General features: G+C 69.1%; 15 protein-coding genes. 14 read left to right on the top strand and 1 reads right to left on the bottom strand.

Features of this window, described 5'->3' with window-relative positions; translation table 11 throughout:
* The first annotated feature begins 60 nt into the window (after positions 1–60).
* From A7G45_RS20915 to A7G45_RS20860, 12 genes are all read left to right on the top strand, one after another.
* On the top strand, positions 61–1560 hold the full coding sequence (locus A7G45_RS20915) for a tyrosine-protein kinase domain-containing protein (RefSeq protein ID WP_260940067.1): 1500 nt from the start codon (positions 61–63) through the stop codon (positions 1558–1560).
* On the top strand, positions 1560–2846 hold the full coding sequence (locus tag A7G45_RS20910) for a lipase family protein (protein ID WP_260940066.1): 1287 nt from the start codon (positions 1560–1562) through the stop codon (positions 2844–2846). Before A7G45_RS20915 ends, A7G45_RS20910 begins: the two co-directional genes overlap by 1 nt.
* Positions 2843–3511, top strand: coding sequence for a YveK family protein (locus A7G45_RS20905; RefSeq protein ID WP_260940065.1), 669 nt, complete (start codon positions 2843–2845; stop codon positions 3509–3511). Before A7G45_RS20910 ends, A7G45_RS20905 begins: the two co-directional genes overlap by 4 nt.
* On the top strand, positions 3508–4761 hold the full coding sequence (locus tag A7G45_RS20900; RefSeq protein WP_260940064.1) for a lipase family protein: 1254 nt from the start codon (positions 3508–3510) through the stop codon (positions 4759–4761). The genes A7G45_RS20905 and A7G45_RS20900 overlap by 4 nt, the downstream gene beginning before the upstream one ends.
* Positions 4758–5987 carry an acyltransferase family protein gene (locus tag A7G45_RS20895; protein ID WP_260940063.1) on the top strand — a complete coding sequence of 410 codons (1230 nt, stop codon included), beginning with the start codon at positions 4758–4760 and terminating at the stop codon, positions 5985–5987. The genes A7G45_RS20900 and A7G45_RS20895 overlap by 4 nt, the downstream gene beginning before the upstream one ends.
* Entirely contained in the window at positions 5988–7244 is a 1257-nt protein-coding gene (locus A7G45_RS20890; protein ID WP_260940062.1) for a lipase family protein, read from the top strand.
* Positions 7216–8112, top strand: a complete 897-nt coding sequence (locus A7G45_RS20885) for a sialate O-acetylesterase (RefSeq protein WP_260940061.1) — start codon at positions 7216–7218, stop codon at positions 8110–8112. The genes A7G45_RS20890 and A7G45_RS20885 overlap by 29 nt, the downstream gene beginning before the upstream one ends.
* A complete protein-coding gene (locus A7G45_RS20880; RefSeq protein WP_260940060.1) occupies positions 8099–8674 on the top strand; it encodes a YdcF family protein in 576 nt (191 codons plus the stop codon). Before A7G45_RS20885 ends, A7G45_RS20880 begins: the two co-directional genes overlap by 14 nt.
* Before the next feature lie 119 nt (positions 8675–8793).
* Positions 8794–10311 (top strand): sugar transferase, encoded by a 1518-nt coding sequence (locus A7G45_RS20875; protein ID WP_377042049.1) that lies wholly within the window; start codon positions 8794–8796, stop codon positions 10309–10311.
* A gap of 37 nt (positions 10312–10348) precedes the next feature.
* The gene (locus A7G45_RS20870; protein WP_260940058.1) at positions 10349–11578 is read left to right on the top strand and encodes a lipase family protein; all 1230 of its coding nucleotides are present in this window, start codon (positions 10349–10351) and stop codon (positions 11576–11578) included.
* Positions 11568–12371 (top strand): biotin--[acetyl-CoA-carboxylase] ligase, encoded by an 804-nt coding sequence (locus A7G45_RS20865; protein ID WP_260940057.1) that lies wholly within the window; start codon positions 11568–11570, stop codon positions 12369–12371. The genes A7G45_RS20870 and A7G45_RS20865 overlap by 11 nt, the downstream gene beginning before the upstream one ends.
* 9 nt (positions 12372–12380) lie before the next feature.
* Positions 12381–12899 carry a PH domain-containing protein gene (locus A7G45_RS20860; RefSeq protein WP_043392315.1) on the top strand — a complete coding sequence of 173 codons (519 nt, stop codon included), beginning with the start codon at positions 12381–12383 and terminating at the stop codon, positions 12897–12899.
* Here the strand turns inward: A7G45_RS20860 and A7G45_RS20855 are convergent.
* Positions 12854–13468, bottom strand: a complete 615-nt coding sequence (locus tag A7G45_RS20855; RefSeq protein ID WP_071285855.1) for a GtrA family protein — start codon at positions 13466–13468, stop codon at positions 12854–12856. The two genes, A7G45_RS20860 and A7G45_RS20855, sit on opposite strands and share 46 nt — an antisense overlap.
* A 117-nt stretch (positions 13469–13585) precedes the next feature.
* Between A7G45_RS20855 and A7G45_RS20850 the strand changes: the two genes are divergently transcribed.
* Positions 13586–14803 (top strand): 5-(carboxyamino)imidazole ribonucleotide synthase, encoded by a 1218-nt coding sequence (locus tag A7G45_RS20850; RefSeq protein ID WP_260940056.1) that lies wholly within the window; start codon positions 13586–13588, stop codon positions 14801–14803.
* Positions 14796–15320, top strand: coding sequence for a 5-(carboxyamino)imidazole ribonucleotide mutase (gene purE, locus A7G45_RS20845; RefSeq protein ID WP_260940055.1), 525 nt, complete (start codon positions 14796–14798; stop codon positions 15318–15320). The genes A7G45_RS20850 and purE overlap by 8 nt, the downstream gene beginning before the upstream one ends.
* Positions 15321–15323 lie beyond the last annotated feature (3 nt).

Raw genomic sequence — 15323 nt, 5'->3', positions numbered from 1 at the left:
GGTCCGGTTCCCAGCCGTTAATCTGTGAGCTGTCGCATTGCTGAAATAAGGGGCACGACCTTGGAGATCAAAGAGTACCTGCGGATATTCGGCCGGTACTGGTGGGCGATCGTGGCGCTCGCGGTTGTCGGGGGTGTCGCGGGCTGGTCGTGGTGGGAATTCGGCGATCGCGAGTACCAGTCCAGCGCGACGCTGTTCGTGGCGACCCAGAACGGCACCTCGGTCACCGAGGCCTACCAGAACAACCTGTTCTCCCAGGACCGCGTGAACTCCTACGCCACGCTCGCCATGAGCGAGCAGGTGGCCGCCCGTGCGGTGGACCAGCTCAAGGCCACCATCTCCGCCAACGAGCTGCGGGCCAAGATCACCGCCGTCCCGTTGCCGAAGACGGTGTTGCTGCAGGTCTCGGTGACTGACAAGGATCCGGGCCAGGCGCAGACCTATGCCAGCGCGGTTGCCGATCAGCTCGCCGGACTGGTCGGGGAGCTGGAGACCTCCCGCCGCGGAGGCAGCCCCGCCGCGGGCGCCATCGTGGTGGACGAGGCCGGTTATCCGACCAAGCCCCTTGGCTATTCGATGATCACCCGGATCGGGATGGGCATCGCAGGCGGCGCGGTTCTCGGTCTGCTGGCCGCGATCGCGCTCGGCATCATCGACCGCCGGGTGCGTGGCCGCGAGCGCGTGGCCGACGCCAGTGGTTCGCTGCTCATGGGCGCGTTGCCCGCGGACTCGGCGCGAAGCCACGCGCCGGTGGTCGACCTGGCCGCCGAGGGGGCCTACCCCGAGGCCCTGCGCGAGCTCCGGAACAATTTGCGGTTCGCCGTGCCGGCAAACCGGGACAAAGCCGCTCGGGTGATCGCGGTGGCCAGCCCGTCGCCGTCCGACGGACGTACGACCGTGGCGATCGACCTGGCCGCGGCACTCGCCGAGACCGGCAAGCGCGTCGTGCTGGTGGACGGTGACCTGCGCAACCCGGCGGTGGCGCAGCGATTGGACCTGACGCCGGCGGCCCGTCAAGGCGCAGCCGATCGCGGCCTGACCACCGTGCTGGTCGGCGAGAACACCCTCGCCGAAGGCCTGATCCCCGAGGTTCCCGTTGGCCAGCACCGGATCGCGGTGTTGCCGGCCGGCCCCGCCACCACCCGTCCGGGGGAGCTGTGGGCGGGCGACCACACCTCGAACCTGTTCGCCGAACTGTCCGCCCAGTTCGACTACGTCGTCGTCGATACCCCGCCCCTGGGCAAGTACAACGACGGTGCCGTCGCCGCCGCACTGTCTGACGGTGCGCTGCTGGTCGGCCGCATCCGGCACACCACGAGCAGCGCGCTCACCCGCGCCGTGCAGACCCTGAAGTCCGCCAACGCGGTGCTGATCGGCTCGGTCGCCACCGACGAACCGGTCGAGTTCAAGATCCACATCGGCGGGTCCGACGGCGCCAAGTCGGCTGGGACAAAGTCCGGCGGCGGCAAGAAGGCGGCCAAGCCCAAGGCCGCACCGAACGCGGCACCCGAGGCAGCGTCCCAGTCCGAGGCCAAGACGGCGGCGCACCAGAAGCCGTGATGCGACGTCGGGTTGAGCTGCGGCGCACCGTACTGGCACTGGCTGCGGTGCTGGTCACCGTCGCTGCGTGCGGCCAGTCGGGCCCGGTGCCGCCCCGATCGGGTGACGACGCGCGTCCCACCCGGGAGCTGACGCCGATGTTCCCGGGCGCCGAGGCTCTCCCGGCTCCCGACCTCACCGACGACGGCCCGGGCTCGCTGGTCGAGTTGAAGCCCGTCAAAGGTGACCGGAGCTTCGACGAGGCCGGCGCCACCGCGGCGCGCATCGTCTACCGCTCGACCAGCGGCGTGGACGGCCGTCCCATCCAGGTCAGCGCCCTGATCGCAGTGCCCGCGGGCCCGGCGCCGAAGGGCGGCTGGCCGATCATCTCGTTCGGACACGACACCACCGGGCTGCTGCCCAAGTGCGCGCCGACCCTCGCCCCGCAGTTCTGGGGCTATTCGACCGGGATGTCGGTCTATCTGCGGCGCGGCTTCGCCATCGCCCTGTCCGACTATCAGGGGCTGGGCATCGACCCGGGTGCCAGCGCCCGCCAGCACTCCATCCTGGATACGGCCAGCCTCGGGAACAGCATCATCGACGCCGCCCGCGCGATCCATCGCGCCGTACCGTCCACCAGCACCAACTGGGGCGCCCTCGGCGCCGGCGAAGGCGGCCTGGCCGCATGGGCCGCGGCAGAACGCAACGGGGCCTACGGCGCGGGCATGAACATGGTGGGCGCGGTGGCCGTCAACCCGATCGCCGATCTGGCGCCGCTGGCCGACCCGGACCGCACGGCCGCGCTGGCGACGGCCGACCAGTATCGGCTGCAGATTCGGATGCTGCAGAGCCTGGAAACCATGCAGCCCGATTTCGATCTCGACGCGCACCGCTCGGCGAAACTCAAAGACCAGTGGGACGTGTTGGTCGACTGCGCCCCGCGTGACGTCGCGTCCGCCCAGTTGGCGCTGAACCAGTTGACGCCCAACGATTTCCAGGCCAAGGATGCGGCCGCGGCCGCAGACCTCAAGCGCCGCCTCGGCGCCGTCGCACTGCCCGGTGCCGCTGCCGGACCCGCTGATCCGCCGGTGCTGGTGGCATTCGGCACGGCCGACACGGTCAATCCGCCGGCCGGCGTGCTGGCGGCCACCGGGGCCGCCTGCGCCCGCGGCCAGCAGATCGTGGTGATGCGCGGCGTCGGCGACAGCGGCCAGATCAACGATCAGACGATGCAGAACGCGCTGGCCTGGCTGCAGGCGCGGTTCGACGGCGAGCGCGTCGCCGACGTCTGCGTGGGGGCGACATGATCACCCCGGCCGCGGTGCCGCGGGTGCGCGACTACGTGCTGTTCGTCAAGAACAGTTGGGTGCTCGTGCTGATCACCACCATCGCCAGCGCGCTGGTGGGTTGGGTCGGCTGGGACAACGCCAAGCCCGAATACCAGTCGACCGCATCGGTGTTCGTCAGGACCGAGGGCAGTGCCTCGCCGCTGGACGCCTACTACGGCGACGCCGACATGCTCGGCCTGATGGAGACCTACCGGCAGTTGGCCACCAGCTCGCAGATCACCGCGCCGATCATCCAGAAGCTGGGCCTGATCGAGTCCGACAAGGAACTCGCCGCCCGGATCGTCATATTGCCCAGTGCCACAGCGATGTTGAACGTCACGGTCACCGGCGGTGACGCCGACCAGACCACGCAGATCGCGCACGAGGTCGTGAACGACATGGTCGCGGTGGGGACCCGGCTGGCCCTGGTCGCCGGTACCAGTGCGACGCTCGTCGTCATCGACGACGCGAGCCCCGCGGAGCGCGTGGGCGGGGTGTGGTCCTACGTGATGACCGGGACGGTGCTCGGTTTCGCGCTGTGCGTCCTCGCGGTGATCGCGCGGGCGCTGATCCTGGACCGGGTACAGAGTCGCCGGCACCTCGAACGAGTGGTCGGTGACGCGAGCGCCGGGACGCCGGGATGAACTCGCGGCGGCTGCGGCGCGCGGTCTCGGCGGGTCTGCTCGCCGTGGTGTGCCTGACCGCACCGGCCTGCCAGAGTGATTCATCCCCGAAAAAGGCCGGGCCCGTTACGGTTCCGGGGATCGATCTCAAACCGGACACCAAGGGCGCCGGTCAGGTACCCGGCGCACTGGTGTCGGCGTCGACGTTCCCCACGCTGGACCTGCGGCTGAAATCGGCGGTGTCGCTGGCGGCCCGCATCGCCTACACGTCGACGTCGGGCATCACCGGTGAGCGCACCGAGGTGTCGGGTTCGGTGTTCGTGCCGAACGGGACGCCGCCGCCGGGCGGCTGGCCGATCGTCGTCTTCGGCCACGCCACGTCCGGCATGCAACCGGAGTGCGGGCCGTCCGGGTCGTCGACGCTGCTCGGTCTCTCGCCGACGGTCACCGCGTTGGTCAAGGCCGGCTACCTGGTGAGCCTGCCGGACTATCAGGGCCTCGGGCCGGGCACCGCTGGCCATCCGTACGCCGACGCCACCACGGTGGGCTACAACGTCATCGACTCCGCGCGGGCGGCGCACCGGCTGGTGCCGGAATCCGCGGACCGCTGGCTGGCCGTCGGGGTATCCCAGGGCGGCCAAGCCACCTGGGCCGCAAACGAACTCGCCGCCCGCTACGGCACCGGGCTGACGCTCGTCGGCACCGTCAGCCTGTCGCCGGCCACCGATCTCACCGGCCTGGCCGCCGGGGCCGCGGCCGGCAGCCTGTCGAAAGAGCAGGGCGCCATCCTGCAGCTGATCCTCGCCGCCCTGGCCAAAGAGAATCCGTCGCTGAAACTGCAGGACTATCGCCGCGGCGACGTCGCCGAGCACTGGAACGTCCTCGCGTCGTGCCGCACCGAGGACGCCACCGCCCGGGCCGCGGCGATCGACAAGATCACGCCGGAGGACCTGCGGCCCGCGAGCCCGCAGGCCGAAGCGACCCTGCAGGACCTGCTGGCCAAGCGGAGCCTGCCCAAGGACCCGACATCCGCGCCGATGCTGGTGCTGTACGGGGGTCAGGACACGCTGCTGCTGCCGGACTGGACGAACAAGGCGCTCTCCGCCGCGTGCCGGCTCGGCGACGTCATCGACATCATGTTCCAGCCGACCAAGGGGCACGCCGACATCGACGTGGCCATGTCCTCCGACTGGATCAAGGACCGCTTCGACGGCGTCCCCGCGCCCAACAGTTGTCCGTCATTCGAATCCACCCAGGGAGCAGGACAGTGAACGCGCCGACATCGGCACCGGTCCGGACCCGGGCCCGCATCATCGGGCTGGACGGCGCCCGCGGGCTGTCGTGCCTCGGCGTCGCCGTCATGCACGTCACCGGCCACTACTCACCGCACACCGCGGCCCACTGGAAGACGAACCTGGTCGGGCTGTCGCTGATCTTCTTCTACGCGCTCAGCGGGTTCCTGCTGTTCCTGCCGTACGTGCGCAACCTGATCGAGCAGCGCGAACAGCCGAGCACCGCGAATTTCGCCGTCCACCGCATCGCCCGGATTCTGCCCGGCTACCTGGTGATCTTCCTGCTGTGCAACTACCTGCTGCAGATCGTCTACGTGCAGAACGCGTCGCTGCAGCCGACCCGTACCGAAGACGGCACCGGCATGATCACCGACCCGTGGCAGTTGATCGCCAACCTGACCCTGACCCAGTCGTACTTCCCGAAGTACTTCCAGACGGGCCTGAACCCGTCGTGGTCGCTGACGCTGGAATACGCCTTCTACCTGTCGATCCCGCTGCTGGGCATGCTGCTGTTCGCCCTCGGCCGGCGCTCGAACCTGCGGCCGTGGCTGATCGTGACGCTCGGGCCGGCGCTGCTGATCGCGCTCGGGTTCATCGGCCGGGCATTCGTGCCGTGGATGATCTCGGCGCTGCATCTGACCGACCCGACGCAGATCAACTGGGGCGCCAACTGGGTCGCGGTCTACACCAAGACCTTCCTGACCAACTCGGACACCTTCGCGTTCGGCATGGCGGCCGCGGTCCTGGTCGTGGCCATGGAGCACAAGGTGATTCGCGAGAAGCTCAGCCGCCGCGTCCGGCTGTACAGCTTCCTGGCGATGTTCCCGGTGGGCGTGGTCATGCTCGGGCTGATCGCGCTGGCCAACCCGTACGCCACCTCGGCCCTGGCCGTGCTGTGCGCGCTCGGCATCCTGGTGATCGTCGCGCCGCTGTTCCGCGGCGAGCGGTCCGGGCTGGCCGAGCTGCTCGACACCGCGCCGTTCCGGTTCGTCGGTAAGGTCTCGCTGTCGGCGTACCTCTGGCACTTCCCACTCATGCTGTTGATGGGACGCTGGGGTCTGATGGCCGGCGACTCCGTGCCCGGCATGCTGCGCAACGTCGCGCTCGTCCTGGCGGTGACACTGGTGGTCTCGGCCGTCACGTACTACGCGGTGGAAGAGCCCGTCATGAAATTCGCCAAGCGGTACCGGACCAGGTGGTCCTGAATGCGTCGTGCGATCCAGTGGGGTGCCGCGATCGCCGCAGTGCTCCTGATCGCGGCGTCGTTGCCGGTGATGTGGCAGGTCGGTAGCTGGGCGCTGGACAAGCTGCGGCACGGCGGCGTCGGTAACCCCGTGCCGATCCGCACCGCCGACCTCACGGCCTCCGGCCCGGGCAGCCTGATCAGTGCGATGACCATGCCCACGGTGACCAACTCGGTGGAAGGCAAGGACCTGCAGGCCGCCCGCGTGGTCTACCGGTCCACCTCCGGCGACACCGACGCGCCGACGGTGGTGTCGGGATCGGTGTTCACGCCCATGGGCAAGGCGCCCGACGGCGGCTGGCCGGTGATCGCGCTGGCGCACGGCACCACCGGCATCGACCAGCCCTGTGCGCCGTCGCTGTCGGCGAATCTGCTCGGCAACGTGGTGTTCGTGCAGGGCTTCGTCCACCTGGGTTTCGCCGTCGCCCTCGCCGACTACCAAGGGCTGGGTGCGCCCGGCGTCCATCCGTACACCGACAGCCGCACCGCGGGCCGCAACGTCATCGACTCCGTGCGGGCCCTGCGCCACACCTTCCGCGACATCTCCAACCGCTGGGCCGTGTTCGGCGGCTCGCAGGGCGGCGGTGCGGCGTGGGCCGCCGACGAACAGGCACGGACGTACGCGCCCGAACTCGACCTGATCGGCGCGGCGGCCAGCGTGCCGTCGGCCGATGTGGCGGGCATCGTCGACAAGGCCGGCATCTTCGACCAGGGCAGGGCCGGCACCATGACCAAGGACCAGCAAGCGGCGTTCCAGGCGATCGTCGAGTCGCTGGCCCGGCTGCATCCCGACCTGAACCGCGACGACTACCGCAGGGGCGCGGCGACCAGGTACTGGAAGGTGCTGTCGGCGTGCTCAGGTCCCGACGTCGCCTACCGCGCCGCCGCCATCGACGAGATCGGACCGGCCGACCTGGCGCCGGTCGACGCGGCGGCCGCCGACCGGCTGCGGCGCTACCTGCAGGACTGGGCGTTGCCGCAGCAGCCGTTGTCGGCACCCATGTCGGTGGTCTACGGCGGCAAGGACAGCTTCCTCGACCCGGCGTGGACGAAGGCCGCCATCTCCCGGGCGTGTTCGCTGGGCGGTACGGTGGTCTGGAATTTCCAGCCGGATGGCGGGCACGCGGACATCGACGGTCCGGGTCAATTGCGGTGGCTGGCAGAACGATTCAGGGGAGGCGAGGCGGTCAATGACTGTCCTGCGCAGGGAACCACGTAATCCCGACGGCGACAGCCCGATTCATCAGCAGTTGCTGATCGAGGCGAAGTGCATCGTGAAGCGACTGATCGCGCCGCGCGGCACCACCGTCGGCGCGACCGAACGGCCGTACCTGATCCTGCCCATCCTGGGGCAGTCCAACGCGTTCGGCATGGGGCTGCCCGTCGAGCCCGACGGGTTGGACCGGCCGCATCCGCTGGTGCACCAGTGGGCCATGTGCGGGCCGTCCAAAGGCACCGCGGTGTTGGCGACGCAGCCACTGCTGCACGAAATACCGTGCAAATACGTCGGTTTCGGCCCGACCTTCGCCAAACAACTCGCCGAGGCCACCGGGCGCCCGGTGCTGCTGATCCCCGGAGCGCGGGGCGACACCTCGTTCACCCCGAAGAACGGGCACACCTGGGATCCGGCCGACCGCAAGACCCGGGTGAACCTGTACCGCCGGGCGGTGGCGGCCATCGATGCGGCACTGGCGCGGTTTCCCGGCAGTGAGATCGCCACCGTGCTGTGGCACCAGGGCGAGACCGACGTGCCGCTGATCTCGGGCGCGCAGTACCAGACCAAGTTCGACTCGCTGATCGGCGACCTGCGCGCGCGGTACGGCGCCGACCTGCCGTTCGTCCTGGGGCAGATGGTGCCCGAGGAGATGGAGCTGAGCGGCAAGCCCTACGCGGCGATCGACGCCGTGCACGCCGACACCCCGAACCGGTGGCCGCTGAGCACCTTCGTGCCGGGACCGCGGGATTCGTACAACAGCCCGGACGACCGGCACTACAGCGCCGCCGGGCAGCGCGAGCTGGGTCGCCGCATGTGGCAGCAGTACCGCGAGATGTGTGGGGAACAACTTGCGGACCATGCCGCGCGCTGAACTCGGCCGGGTCATTCGTCGGGTCATCGCCGTGGTCACGGTCGTGGTGCTCGTCGATGTGGGGCTCGCCGGGGTGGCGCTGTTCGCCAACGCCAAATCCGATCAACTGCAGCGGGCCGACGCCATCATCGTGCTGGCCGGCGAACACGACGGTCGCGAACAGTACGGACTGAGCCTGGCCCGGCAGGGCTGGGCGCGCACCGTCGTGCTGTCCAATCCGTATCTGCCGGGCGACCCGCAGATGAAGAGCGCCTGCGCGCCGGCGACGGACATCGAGGTGATCTGCCGGAAGCCGGAGATCCTGACGACCCGCGGCGAGGCCATGATGATGCGCGAACTTTCCGAGGGCCGCGCCTGGCACCGGATCATCGTGGTCAGCTGGCGGTATCACCTGCCGCGTGCCCGCTTGGTCTTCCGGCAGTGCTATTCGACGAATCAGGGTTCAGTGGTTGCGGTGGCGCTGCCCAGGGACTATGACTTTTCGCCGATCGGGTGGGAATTGACGTTCTTCTATCAGTTTGCCGGGTTCGCTAAGGCTGCTCTGCAGGGACACTGTGGTTGACCTGCCTATTTTTCCGATCGGTGGTAATTTCGAGCAAACGATGCGATAGTAGTCGCAGTTCGCTGAGCGGGGGCTATAGCGAACTTCCAGCAAATGGGAGGGAGCAGGCGTCAGTGTCAGTGGCAGAAGAACTCTTCGTTCCAAAGGCTTCTCCCGCGCCTCCCGTACGGGCCGTCGCACCTTTAGCTGACCGGGCCTGGCAATCGCGCTACCGGTGGTGCCTGATCGCATTCGATCTGCTCGTCGTGGTGTTGGCCCTGGCGAGTGCCCAGTTCGTCAAGCTCGGTACACCGAATGCGTCACTGGAATTCACTTCGACGTACCTGCACGTCTTCTCGTACTACTCGGTGCTGTCCCTTTTCGTCGCCGTGATCTGGCTCGCCATGCTGGCCGCGTACCGGACCCGTTCGCCGCGCATCGTCGGCGCCGGTGTCGAGGAGTACCGCCGGGTCTTCTCCGCGACGCTGGCCACCGTCGGCATCATCGCCGTCGCACTGATGATCTTCCGCCCTGATTACGCCCGCGGCTACTTGGCCGTCGCGCTGCCGCTCGGCCTGGTCGGTCTGGTGGTCGGCCGGACCGTCTGCCGCCGGGTGCTGGCGCGGCTGCGCCGGCGCAACAAGTGCGTCTCCTCGGTGCTGGCGGTCGGTGACCCGCGCGCCGTGAGCAATCTGGTGCAGTCCCTGCACCGCGAGTGGTGGTACGGCTACTCCGTCGCCGGCGTCTGCCTCACCGGACGCCCGGCGGGTGGCACCTTCGAGGTGGCCGGGGTCGGCGAGTTGCCGGTGCTCGGCAACGAGTCCCAGGTCTCCGATGCCATCACCAAGGCCGCTTTCGACGCCGTCGCCCTGACCACGACCGATCATCTCGGGCCGGAAGGGATGCGCGAGCTGTCCTGGGAGCTGGACAAGCTGGGCATCGACATGGTCGTGTCGCCGAGCGTCATCGACGTCGCCGGCCCTCGGCTCACCATGCGTCCCGTCGCCGGACTGCCGCTGATCCACGTCGAGCGTCCGCAGTACAGCGGAACCAAGAAACTCCAGAAGCGCGCCTTCGACATCTTCGTCGCGCTGTTCGCGCTCACGGTGACCTCGCCGCTGATGGTGCTGTCGGCCATCGCCATCAAGCTCACCAGCCGCGGCCCCGTCTTCTACCGCTCCGAGCGAATCGGCCTGGACGGCAAGCCTTTCCAGATGACGAAGTTCCGCACCATGGTGCAGGGTGCCGACCGGATGGTCGACGACCTGATCAGCCTGGATCTCAACGAGAGCGGCAGCGGCGTGCTGTTCAAGATCCACGAGGACCCGCGGGTCACGCTCGTCGGAAAGTACCTGCGGCGCTACAGCATCGACGAGCTCCCGCAGTTCTTCAACGTCCTGTGCCGCGACATGAGCGTGGTCGGTCCGCGGCCGCCGCTGCGCCGGGAATTCGACACCTACAACGAGCAGGTGCGCCGCCGGCTGCTGGTGCTCCCCGGGATCACCGGGCTGTGGCAGGTGAGTGGCCGGGCCGATCTGTCGTGGGAGGACTCGGTGCGACTCGACTTGTCCTACGTCGAGAACTGGTCCATCACCAACGATCTGCTGATCGCGGCCAAGACGTTCCGCACGATCATCGGCGGTTCCGGCGCCTACTGAACCCGTTCGGGCGACCGCCGGTGAATAATCCCCTTTGATGCGTAAAGCCCTGCCGTGGATCGTGGTCGCCGTACTCGTCGTCGGTGGACTCACCGCCGCGACCTACCTGCGGCCACTGGTGCTGATCGGGACCTCGAAGGTCCTGGACATGTTCATCCCGCTGTCGGGCGCTCCGGAGTCGATCGGTTCGGCCGATCTCACCGGCTCCGGTCCGGGCAGCCTGCTGTCGGCGACCACCATGCCGGGGGTCACCAGCACCTTCAACGGCCAGGGGATTCGCGCCGCGCGGGTGGTGTACCGCTCCACCTCGGGTGACACCGGTGCGCAGACCGTCGTCTCGGGTGCGGTGCTCACCCCGCTGGGCCAGGCGCCCAAGGGCGGCTGGCCGGTGGTGGCCCTCGGCCACGGCACCCTGGGCATCGACAACAATTGCGGGCCGTCGCTGTCACCGACGCTGATGAACCTGCTGCCCATCGCGAAAGTGGTGATCAATCTCGGGTACGCCGTCGCGCTGCCCGACTACCAGGGCCTCGGCGTCAAGGGCATCCACCCGTACTCCGACGCCCGCACCGCCGGTCTCAACCTGATCGATGCGGTCCGTGCGGCGCGCCATGTGTTCGGTGACGTCGGGACGACGTGGGCGGCCTTCGGTGACTCGCAGGGCGGTGCCGCGGCATGGGCCGCCGACGAACAGGCCGAGCCCTACGCCCCGGAGCTCACGCTGGTCGGTGCCGTCGCCGTCGCTCCCGCCGCCGACGTCAGTGGCCTGGTGTCGAAATCGCAGACGGGCACGTTGACCAGCGAGCAGCGGCCGGTGCTGCAGGCGCTGATCGAATCGCTGGCCCGGCTGCACACCGACCTGAATCGGGACGACTACCGGCACGGCGGGGCGGCGCGCTACTGGAATGTGCTGACGGACTGCAGCGCGGACGCGGCCTACAAGCGCGCCGTCGCCTCCGGGCAGCTCGGGCCGCGCGACTTCCTCCCGGTCTCGCCGGATGCCGCCGAGCGGCTGCAGAATCTGTTGCAGGCGTGGGCGATTCCGCAGCGACGGCTGACGGCGCCGCTGTATGTCTGGTACGGCGGTCAGGACCCCTTCATCGATGCCGGCTGGACCAAGGCCGCGATCGGGCGGGCCTGCTCGCTCGGTGGCACGGTGACCGCACAGTTCGATCCGCGGGGTGGACACAACCCGCCCGCGGCGCAGGAGATGCTCGACTGGATGGCGGATCGGTTCGCCGGGAAGAAGGTAACCAATGACTGCTGACCGGCTGCCACTGGACGCGGCGGCGATCCAGGCGGAGTCCGGCGACCGCTGGCGCGTCGAGGTGGTGGCCGAAACCGGTTCCACCAACGCTGATCTCGCGGCCCGGGCGCAGGCCGGTGAGAAGGTCGCCGGGGTGGCCCTGTTCACCGAGGATCAGATCGCGGGCCGGGGACGCCAGGGCCGCACCTGGACGGCCGTGCCGCGCTCACAGATTCTGGTGTCGGTCGGCGTGGACGCCACCGACGTGCCGAGCGAAACCTGGGGACTGCTGTCGCTGGCGGCCGGTGTTGCCGTCGTCGAGGCGGTGGCCGAGGTGGCCGGTGTGCAGGCCGCACTCAAGTGGCCCAACGACGTCTTGGTTGGCACCGGAAAGCTGGCCGGGATCCTCGCCGAGGTCGCGGCACCGGGTGGCGGGTCGCCCGTCATCGTCGTCGGTATCGGCCTGAACGTGTCGCTCGCCGCTGACGAACTGCCCGACCCGGTGGCCGTGTCTTTGTTGAGTCTCGGTGTGGCGCAACCGGATCGGCAGCGGCTGGCCGTGGCGCTGCTGAATCGTCTGCACGCCAGGATCGCCGAATGGCGCGCGGGCGGAAACGTCGAGCTGCTGGCTGTCTACCGCGACCACAGCAGCACGCTGGGGCAGTCGGTGCGGGCCGAGCTGCCCGGCGGGCGCGAGGTGGTCGGACAGGCGACCGACATCGACGTCAACGGTTCATTGGTGATCGACTCGGCCGACGGTGTCGTCGCCGTCTCTGCCGGCGACGTCGTCCATTTGCGGCCCAGCACCACCTAGAGTCTGGGTATGGGTTACCCGGACAACGTGCTGGCCGCCGACGAACACGTCGTGCTGCATCGGCACCCGCACTGGAAACGGCTGATCGGCCCGGTTGTGGTGCTCCTGGCCGGGACGGCGCTGGCCGCGTTCGTCGCGGCGGTGGTCAACCACACCAACTGGGACAGCAATGCCAAGAACATCATCTTCGCGGTGATCGGGGTGATCTGGCTGGTGGTGGTCGGCTGGCTGACCGTCTGGCCGTTCCTGAACTGGCGCTCAACGCATTTCGTGATCACCGACCGCCGGGTGATGTTCCGGCGCGGGGTGCTGACCCGCTCGGGCATCGACATTCCGCTGGCCCGCATCAACAGTGTGGAGTTCCGGCACCAACTACTCGACCGGATACTGCGCACCGGCACCCTGATCATCGAGTCGGCATCGCAGGATCCGCTGGAATTCCATGACATTCCGCGAGTGGAGCAGGTCCACTCGCTGCTGTATCACGAAGTCTTCGACACCCTGGGGTCGGAGGAGTCGCCCAGCTGAGGATCGTCCGAGAGCCCGTCGTAGGCCTCGGCGAAACCGCCGGCGGTCATGGTCGCCTCGAGCGTCATGTCGGGTGCGTGCTGCGCCATCTCGTCGGGGAACACCCAGCGCCGGAACGCCCAGAACCGGAACGCCATCTGCAGCAGGTTGCCGATGATGTACGCCGACACGAAGTCCGCGATGTTCTCGACGGTCAGCGACACATTGGGCACGCGCAACTGCAGCATGTAGCTGGACACCCACAGCGGGGCCATGCTGAGCAGCACGCCGACGCCACTGACCGCGAAGAACAGCAGGGCCTCGTGATGACGCTCGCGCCCGCCGCGGTTCTGGAAGCTCCATTCGCGGTTCAGCACGTACGACGCGATCACCGCGACGATGCCGGCGATGATCTTCGCGGTCACCGGCTTGGGCTCGAGCACGGTGAGCTTGAGCGTGTAGAAGATGCCCGAGTCGATGACGAACGTGGTGGCGCCGACGATCGCGAACTTGATGAGCTCGTGATGCCGTTCGGCAAACGGCCTGATCACTCGCGGGAGCCGCGCGATTGTGGCCTCGGTGAACGACATAATCGGGCAGTTTACGGAAAGTACCTGCATTTCACGTACCCGTGCAGGTAGCGGGCGGTAGCTAGGCGGCATAGGCAGATTCGGGGGACATCCGTGGTGCGTGACAAACTAGGCGCCGTGACGCAACCCCCCGTCGTGGCAATGATCGGTGGCGGCCAGCTGGCCCGCATGACCCACCAGGCAGCCATCGCGCTCGGCCAGACCCTGCGGGTGCTGGCGGTCTCCGCCGACGAGCCGGCCGCCCAGGTGAGTCCGGCGGTGGTGCTGGGCTCGCACACAGACCTCGCCGCGCTGCGTGCGGTGGCGGCCGGTGCGTCGGCCCTGACGTTCGATCACGAGCACGTCCCCACCGAGCTGCTGGAGGCCCTCGTCGCGGACGGGGTCAATGTGGCCCCGCCGCCGTCGGCGCTGGTGCACGCGCAGGACAAGCTGGTGATGCGCCGCCGGCTGGCCGAACTCGGTGCGCCGGTGCCGCGCTACCGGGAGGTGGCGTCGGCCGCCGATCTCGATGCCATCGACGAACTCGCCGCTGAGGTCGGCGGCGGGCTCGTCGTCAAGGCCAGCCGTGGTGGCTACGACGGCAAGGGCGTCACCCTGACCGACGACGTGGCGCAGGCCCGCGCCGCCGCCGAGGGCTACCTGGCCGACGGCGTCGCCGTCCTGGTCGAGGAGAAGGTCGCCATGCGCCGCGAGCTGGCCGCGCTGGTTGCGCGCTCGCCGTTCGGACAGGGCGCGGCCTGGCCCGTGGTGCACACAGTCCAGGAGGACGGCATCTGCGTCGAGGTGATCGCGCCTGCGGCGCGGTTGGATGCCGGAGTGGCCACCGCGGCCGAACAGCTCGCCCTGCGGATCGCCGACGAGCTCGGTGTGGTCGGCGTGCTGGCGGTCGAGCTCTTCGAGACCGTCGACGGGGCGTTGGTGGTCAACGAGCTGGCCATGCGGCCGCACAACTCCGGGCACTGGACCATGGACGGCGCGACGACCAGCCAGTTCGAGCAGCACCTGCGGGCAGTGCTGGACTACCCGCTGGGGTCGACGGCACCGCTGGCCCCGGTGACGGTGATGGCCAACGTGCTGGGCGCGCCGACGCAGCCGGAGATGACCATGGACGAGCGGCTGCATCACCTGTTCGGCCGGCTGCCCGAGGCCCGGGTGCACCTATACGGCAAGGGGGAGCGGCCCGGCCGCAAGATCGGGCACGTCAACATCGTCGGCGCGCCGGGCGGCTCGCTCGACGACGAGGACTACGTGGCAGACGTGCGCGAGCGGGCAGTACGGGCCGCGCATTGGTTGTCGCACGCTGAGTGGACGGACGGATGGAGTGGACATGAGTGAGCACGTGGCCGGACAGGCTGGACCGCGGGTCGGCCTGATCATGGGCAGTGACAGCGACTGGTCGGTGATGGAGGACGCCGCCACCGCGCTCGCCGAGTTCGAGGTGCCGTTCGAGGTCGGCGTGGTGTCGGCGCACCGCACCCCGCAGCGCATGCTCGACTACGCCAAGTCCGCCGCGGACCGGGGCGTCGAGGTGATCATCGCCGGCGCCGGCGGTGCCGCGCACCTGCCCGGGATGGTGGCGTCGGCCACCCCGCTGCCGGTGATCGGCGTGCCGGTGCCGCTGGCCCGGCTCGACGGCATGGACTCGTTGCTGTCGATCGTGCAGATGCCCGCCGGTGTGCCGGTGGCCACGGTGTCGATCGGTGGCGCGCGCAACGCGGGCCTGCTGGCGGTACGCATCCTGGGGTCGGCCGATGCCGGATTGCGTGCCCGGATGCAGCGCTTCCAGGCGGACCTGGAGCAGATGGTGCTCGCCAAGGACGAGGCGCTACGGAATCGGTTGCTGGGCAAGTAAGCT

The sequence above is a fragment of the Mycolicibacterium llatzerense genome, from assembly GCF_025331195.1.
Classification (GTDB): Bacteria; Actinomycetota; Actinomycetes; order Mycobacteriales; family Mycobacteriaceae; genus Mycobacterium; species Mycobacterium llatzerense.
This window is presented reverse-complemented; position numbering and strand designations above follow the sequence as displayed.

What these genes read in the sequence shown, in the direction of transcription:
- A7G45_RS20860 (WP_043392315.1), top strand. Translation starts at nt 12,381, where the DNA reads ATGGGTTACCCGGACAACGTGCTGGCCGCCGACGAACACGTCGTGCTG.
- A7G45_RS20865 (WP_260940057.1), top strand. Translation starts at nt 11,568, where the DNA reads ATGACTGCTGACCGGCTGCCACTGGACGCGGCGGCGATCCAGGCGGAG.
- purE (WP_260940055.1), top strand. Translation starts at nt 14,796, where the DNA reads ATGAGTGAGCACGTGGCCGGACAGGCTGGACCGCGGGTCGGCCTGATC.
- A7G45_RS20885 (WP_260940061.1), top strand. Translation starts at nt 7,216, where the DNA reads ATGACTGTCCTGCGCAGGGAACCACGTAATCCCGACGGCGACAGCCCG.
- A7G45_RS20900 (WP_260940064.1), top strand. Translation starts at nt 3,508, where the DNA reads ATGAACTCGCGGCGGCTGCGGCGCGCGGTCTCGGCGGGTCTGCTCGCC.
- A7G45_RS20890 (WP_260940062.1), top strand. Translation starts at nt 5,988, where the DNA reads ATGCGTCGTGCGATCCAGTGGGGTGCCGCGATCGCCGCAGTGCTCCTG.
- A7G45_RS20905 (WP_260940065.1), top strand. Translation starts at nt 2,843, where the DNA reads ATGATCACCCCGGCCGCGGTGCCGCGGGTGCGCGACTACGTGCTGTTC.
- A7G45_RS20880 (WP_260940060.1), top strand. Translation starts at nt 8,099, where the DNA reads ATGCCGCGCGCTGAACTCGGCCGGGTCATTCGTCGGGTCATCGCCGTG.
- A7G45_RS20870 (WP_260940058.1), top strand. Translation starts at nt 10,349, where the DNA reads ATGCGTAAAGCCCTGCCGTGGATCGTGGTCGCCGTACTCGTCGTCGGT.
- A7G45_RS20910 (WP_260940066.1), top strand. Translation starts at nt 1,560, where the DNA reads ATGCGACGTCGGGTTGAGCTGCGGCGCACCGTACTGGCACTGGCTGCG.
- A7G45_RS20855 (WP_071285855.1), bottom strand. Translation starts at nt 13,468, where the DNA reads ATGTCGTTCACCGAGGCCACAATCGCGCGGCTCCCGCGAGTGATCAGG.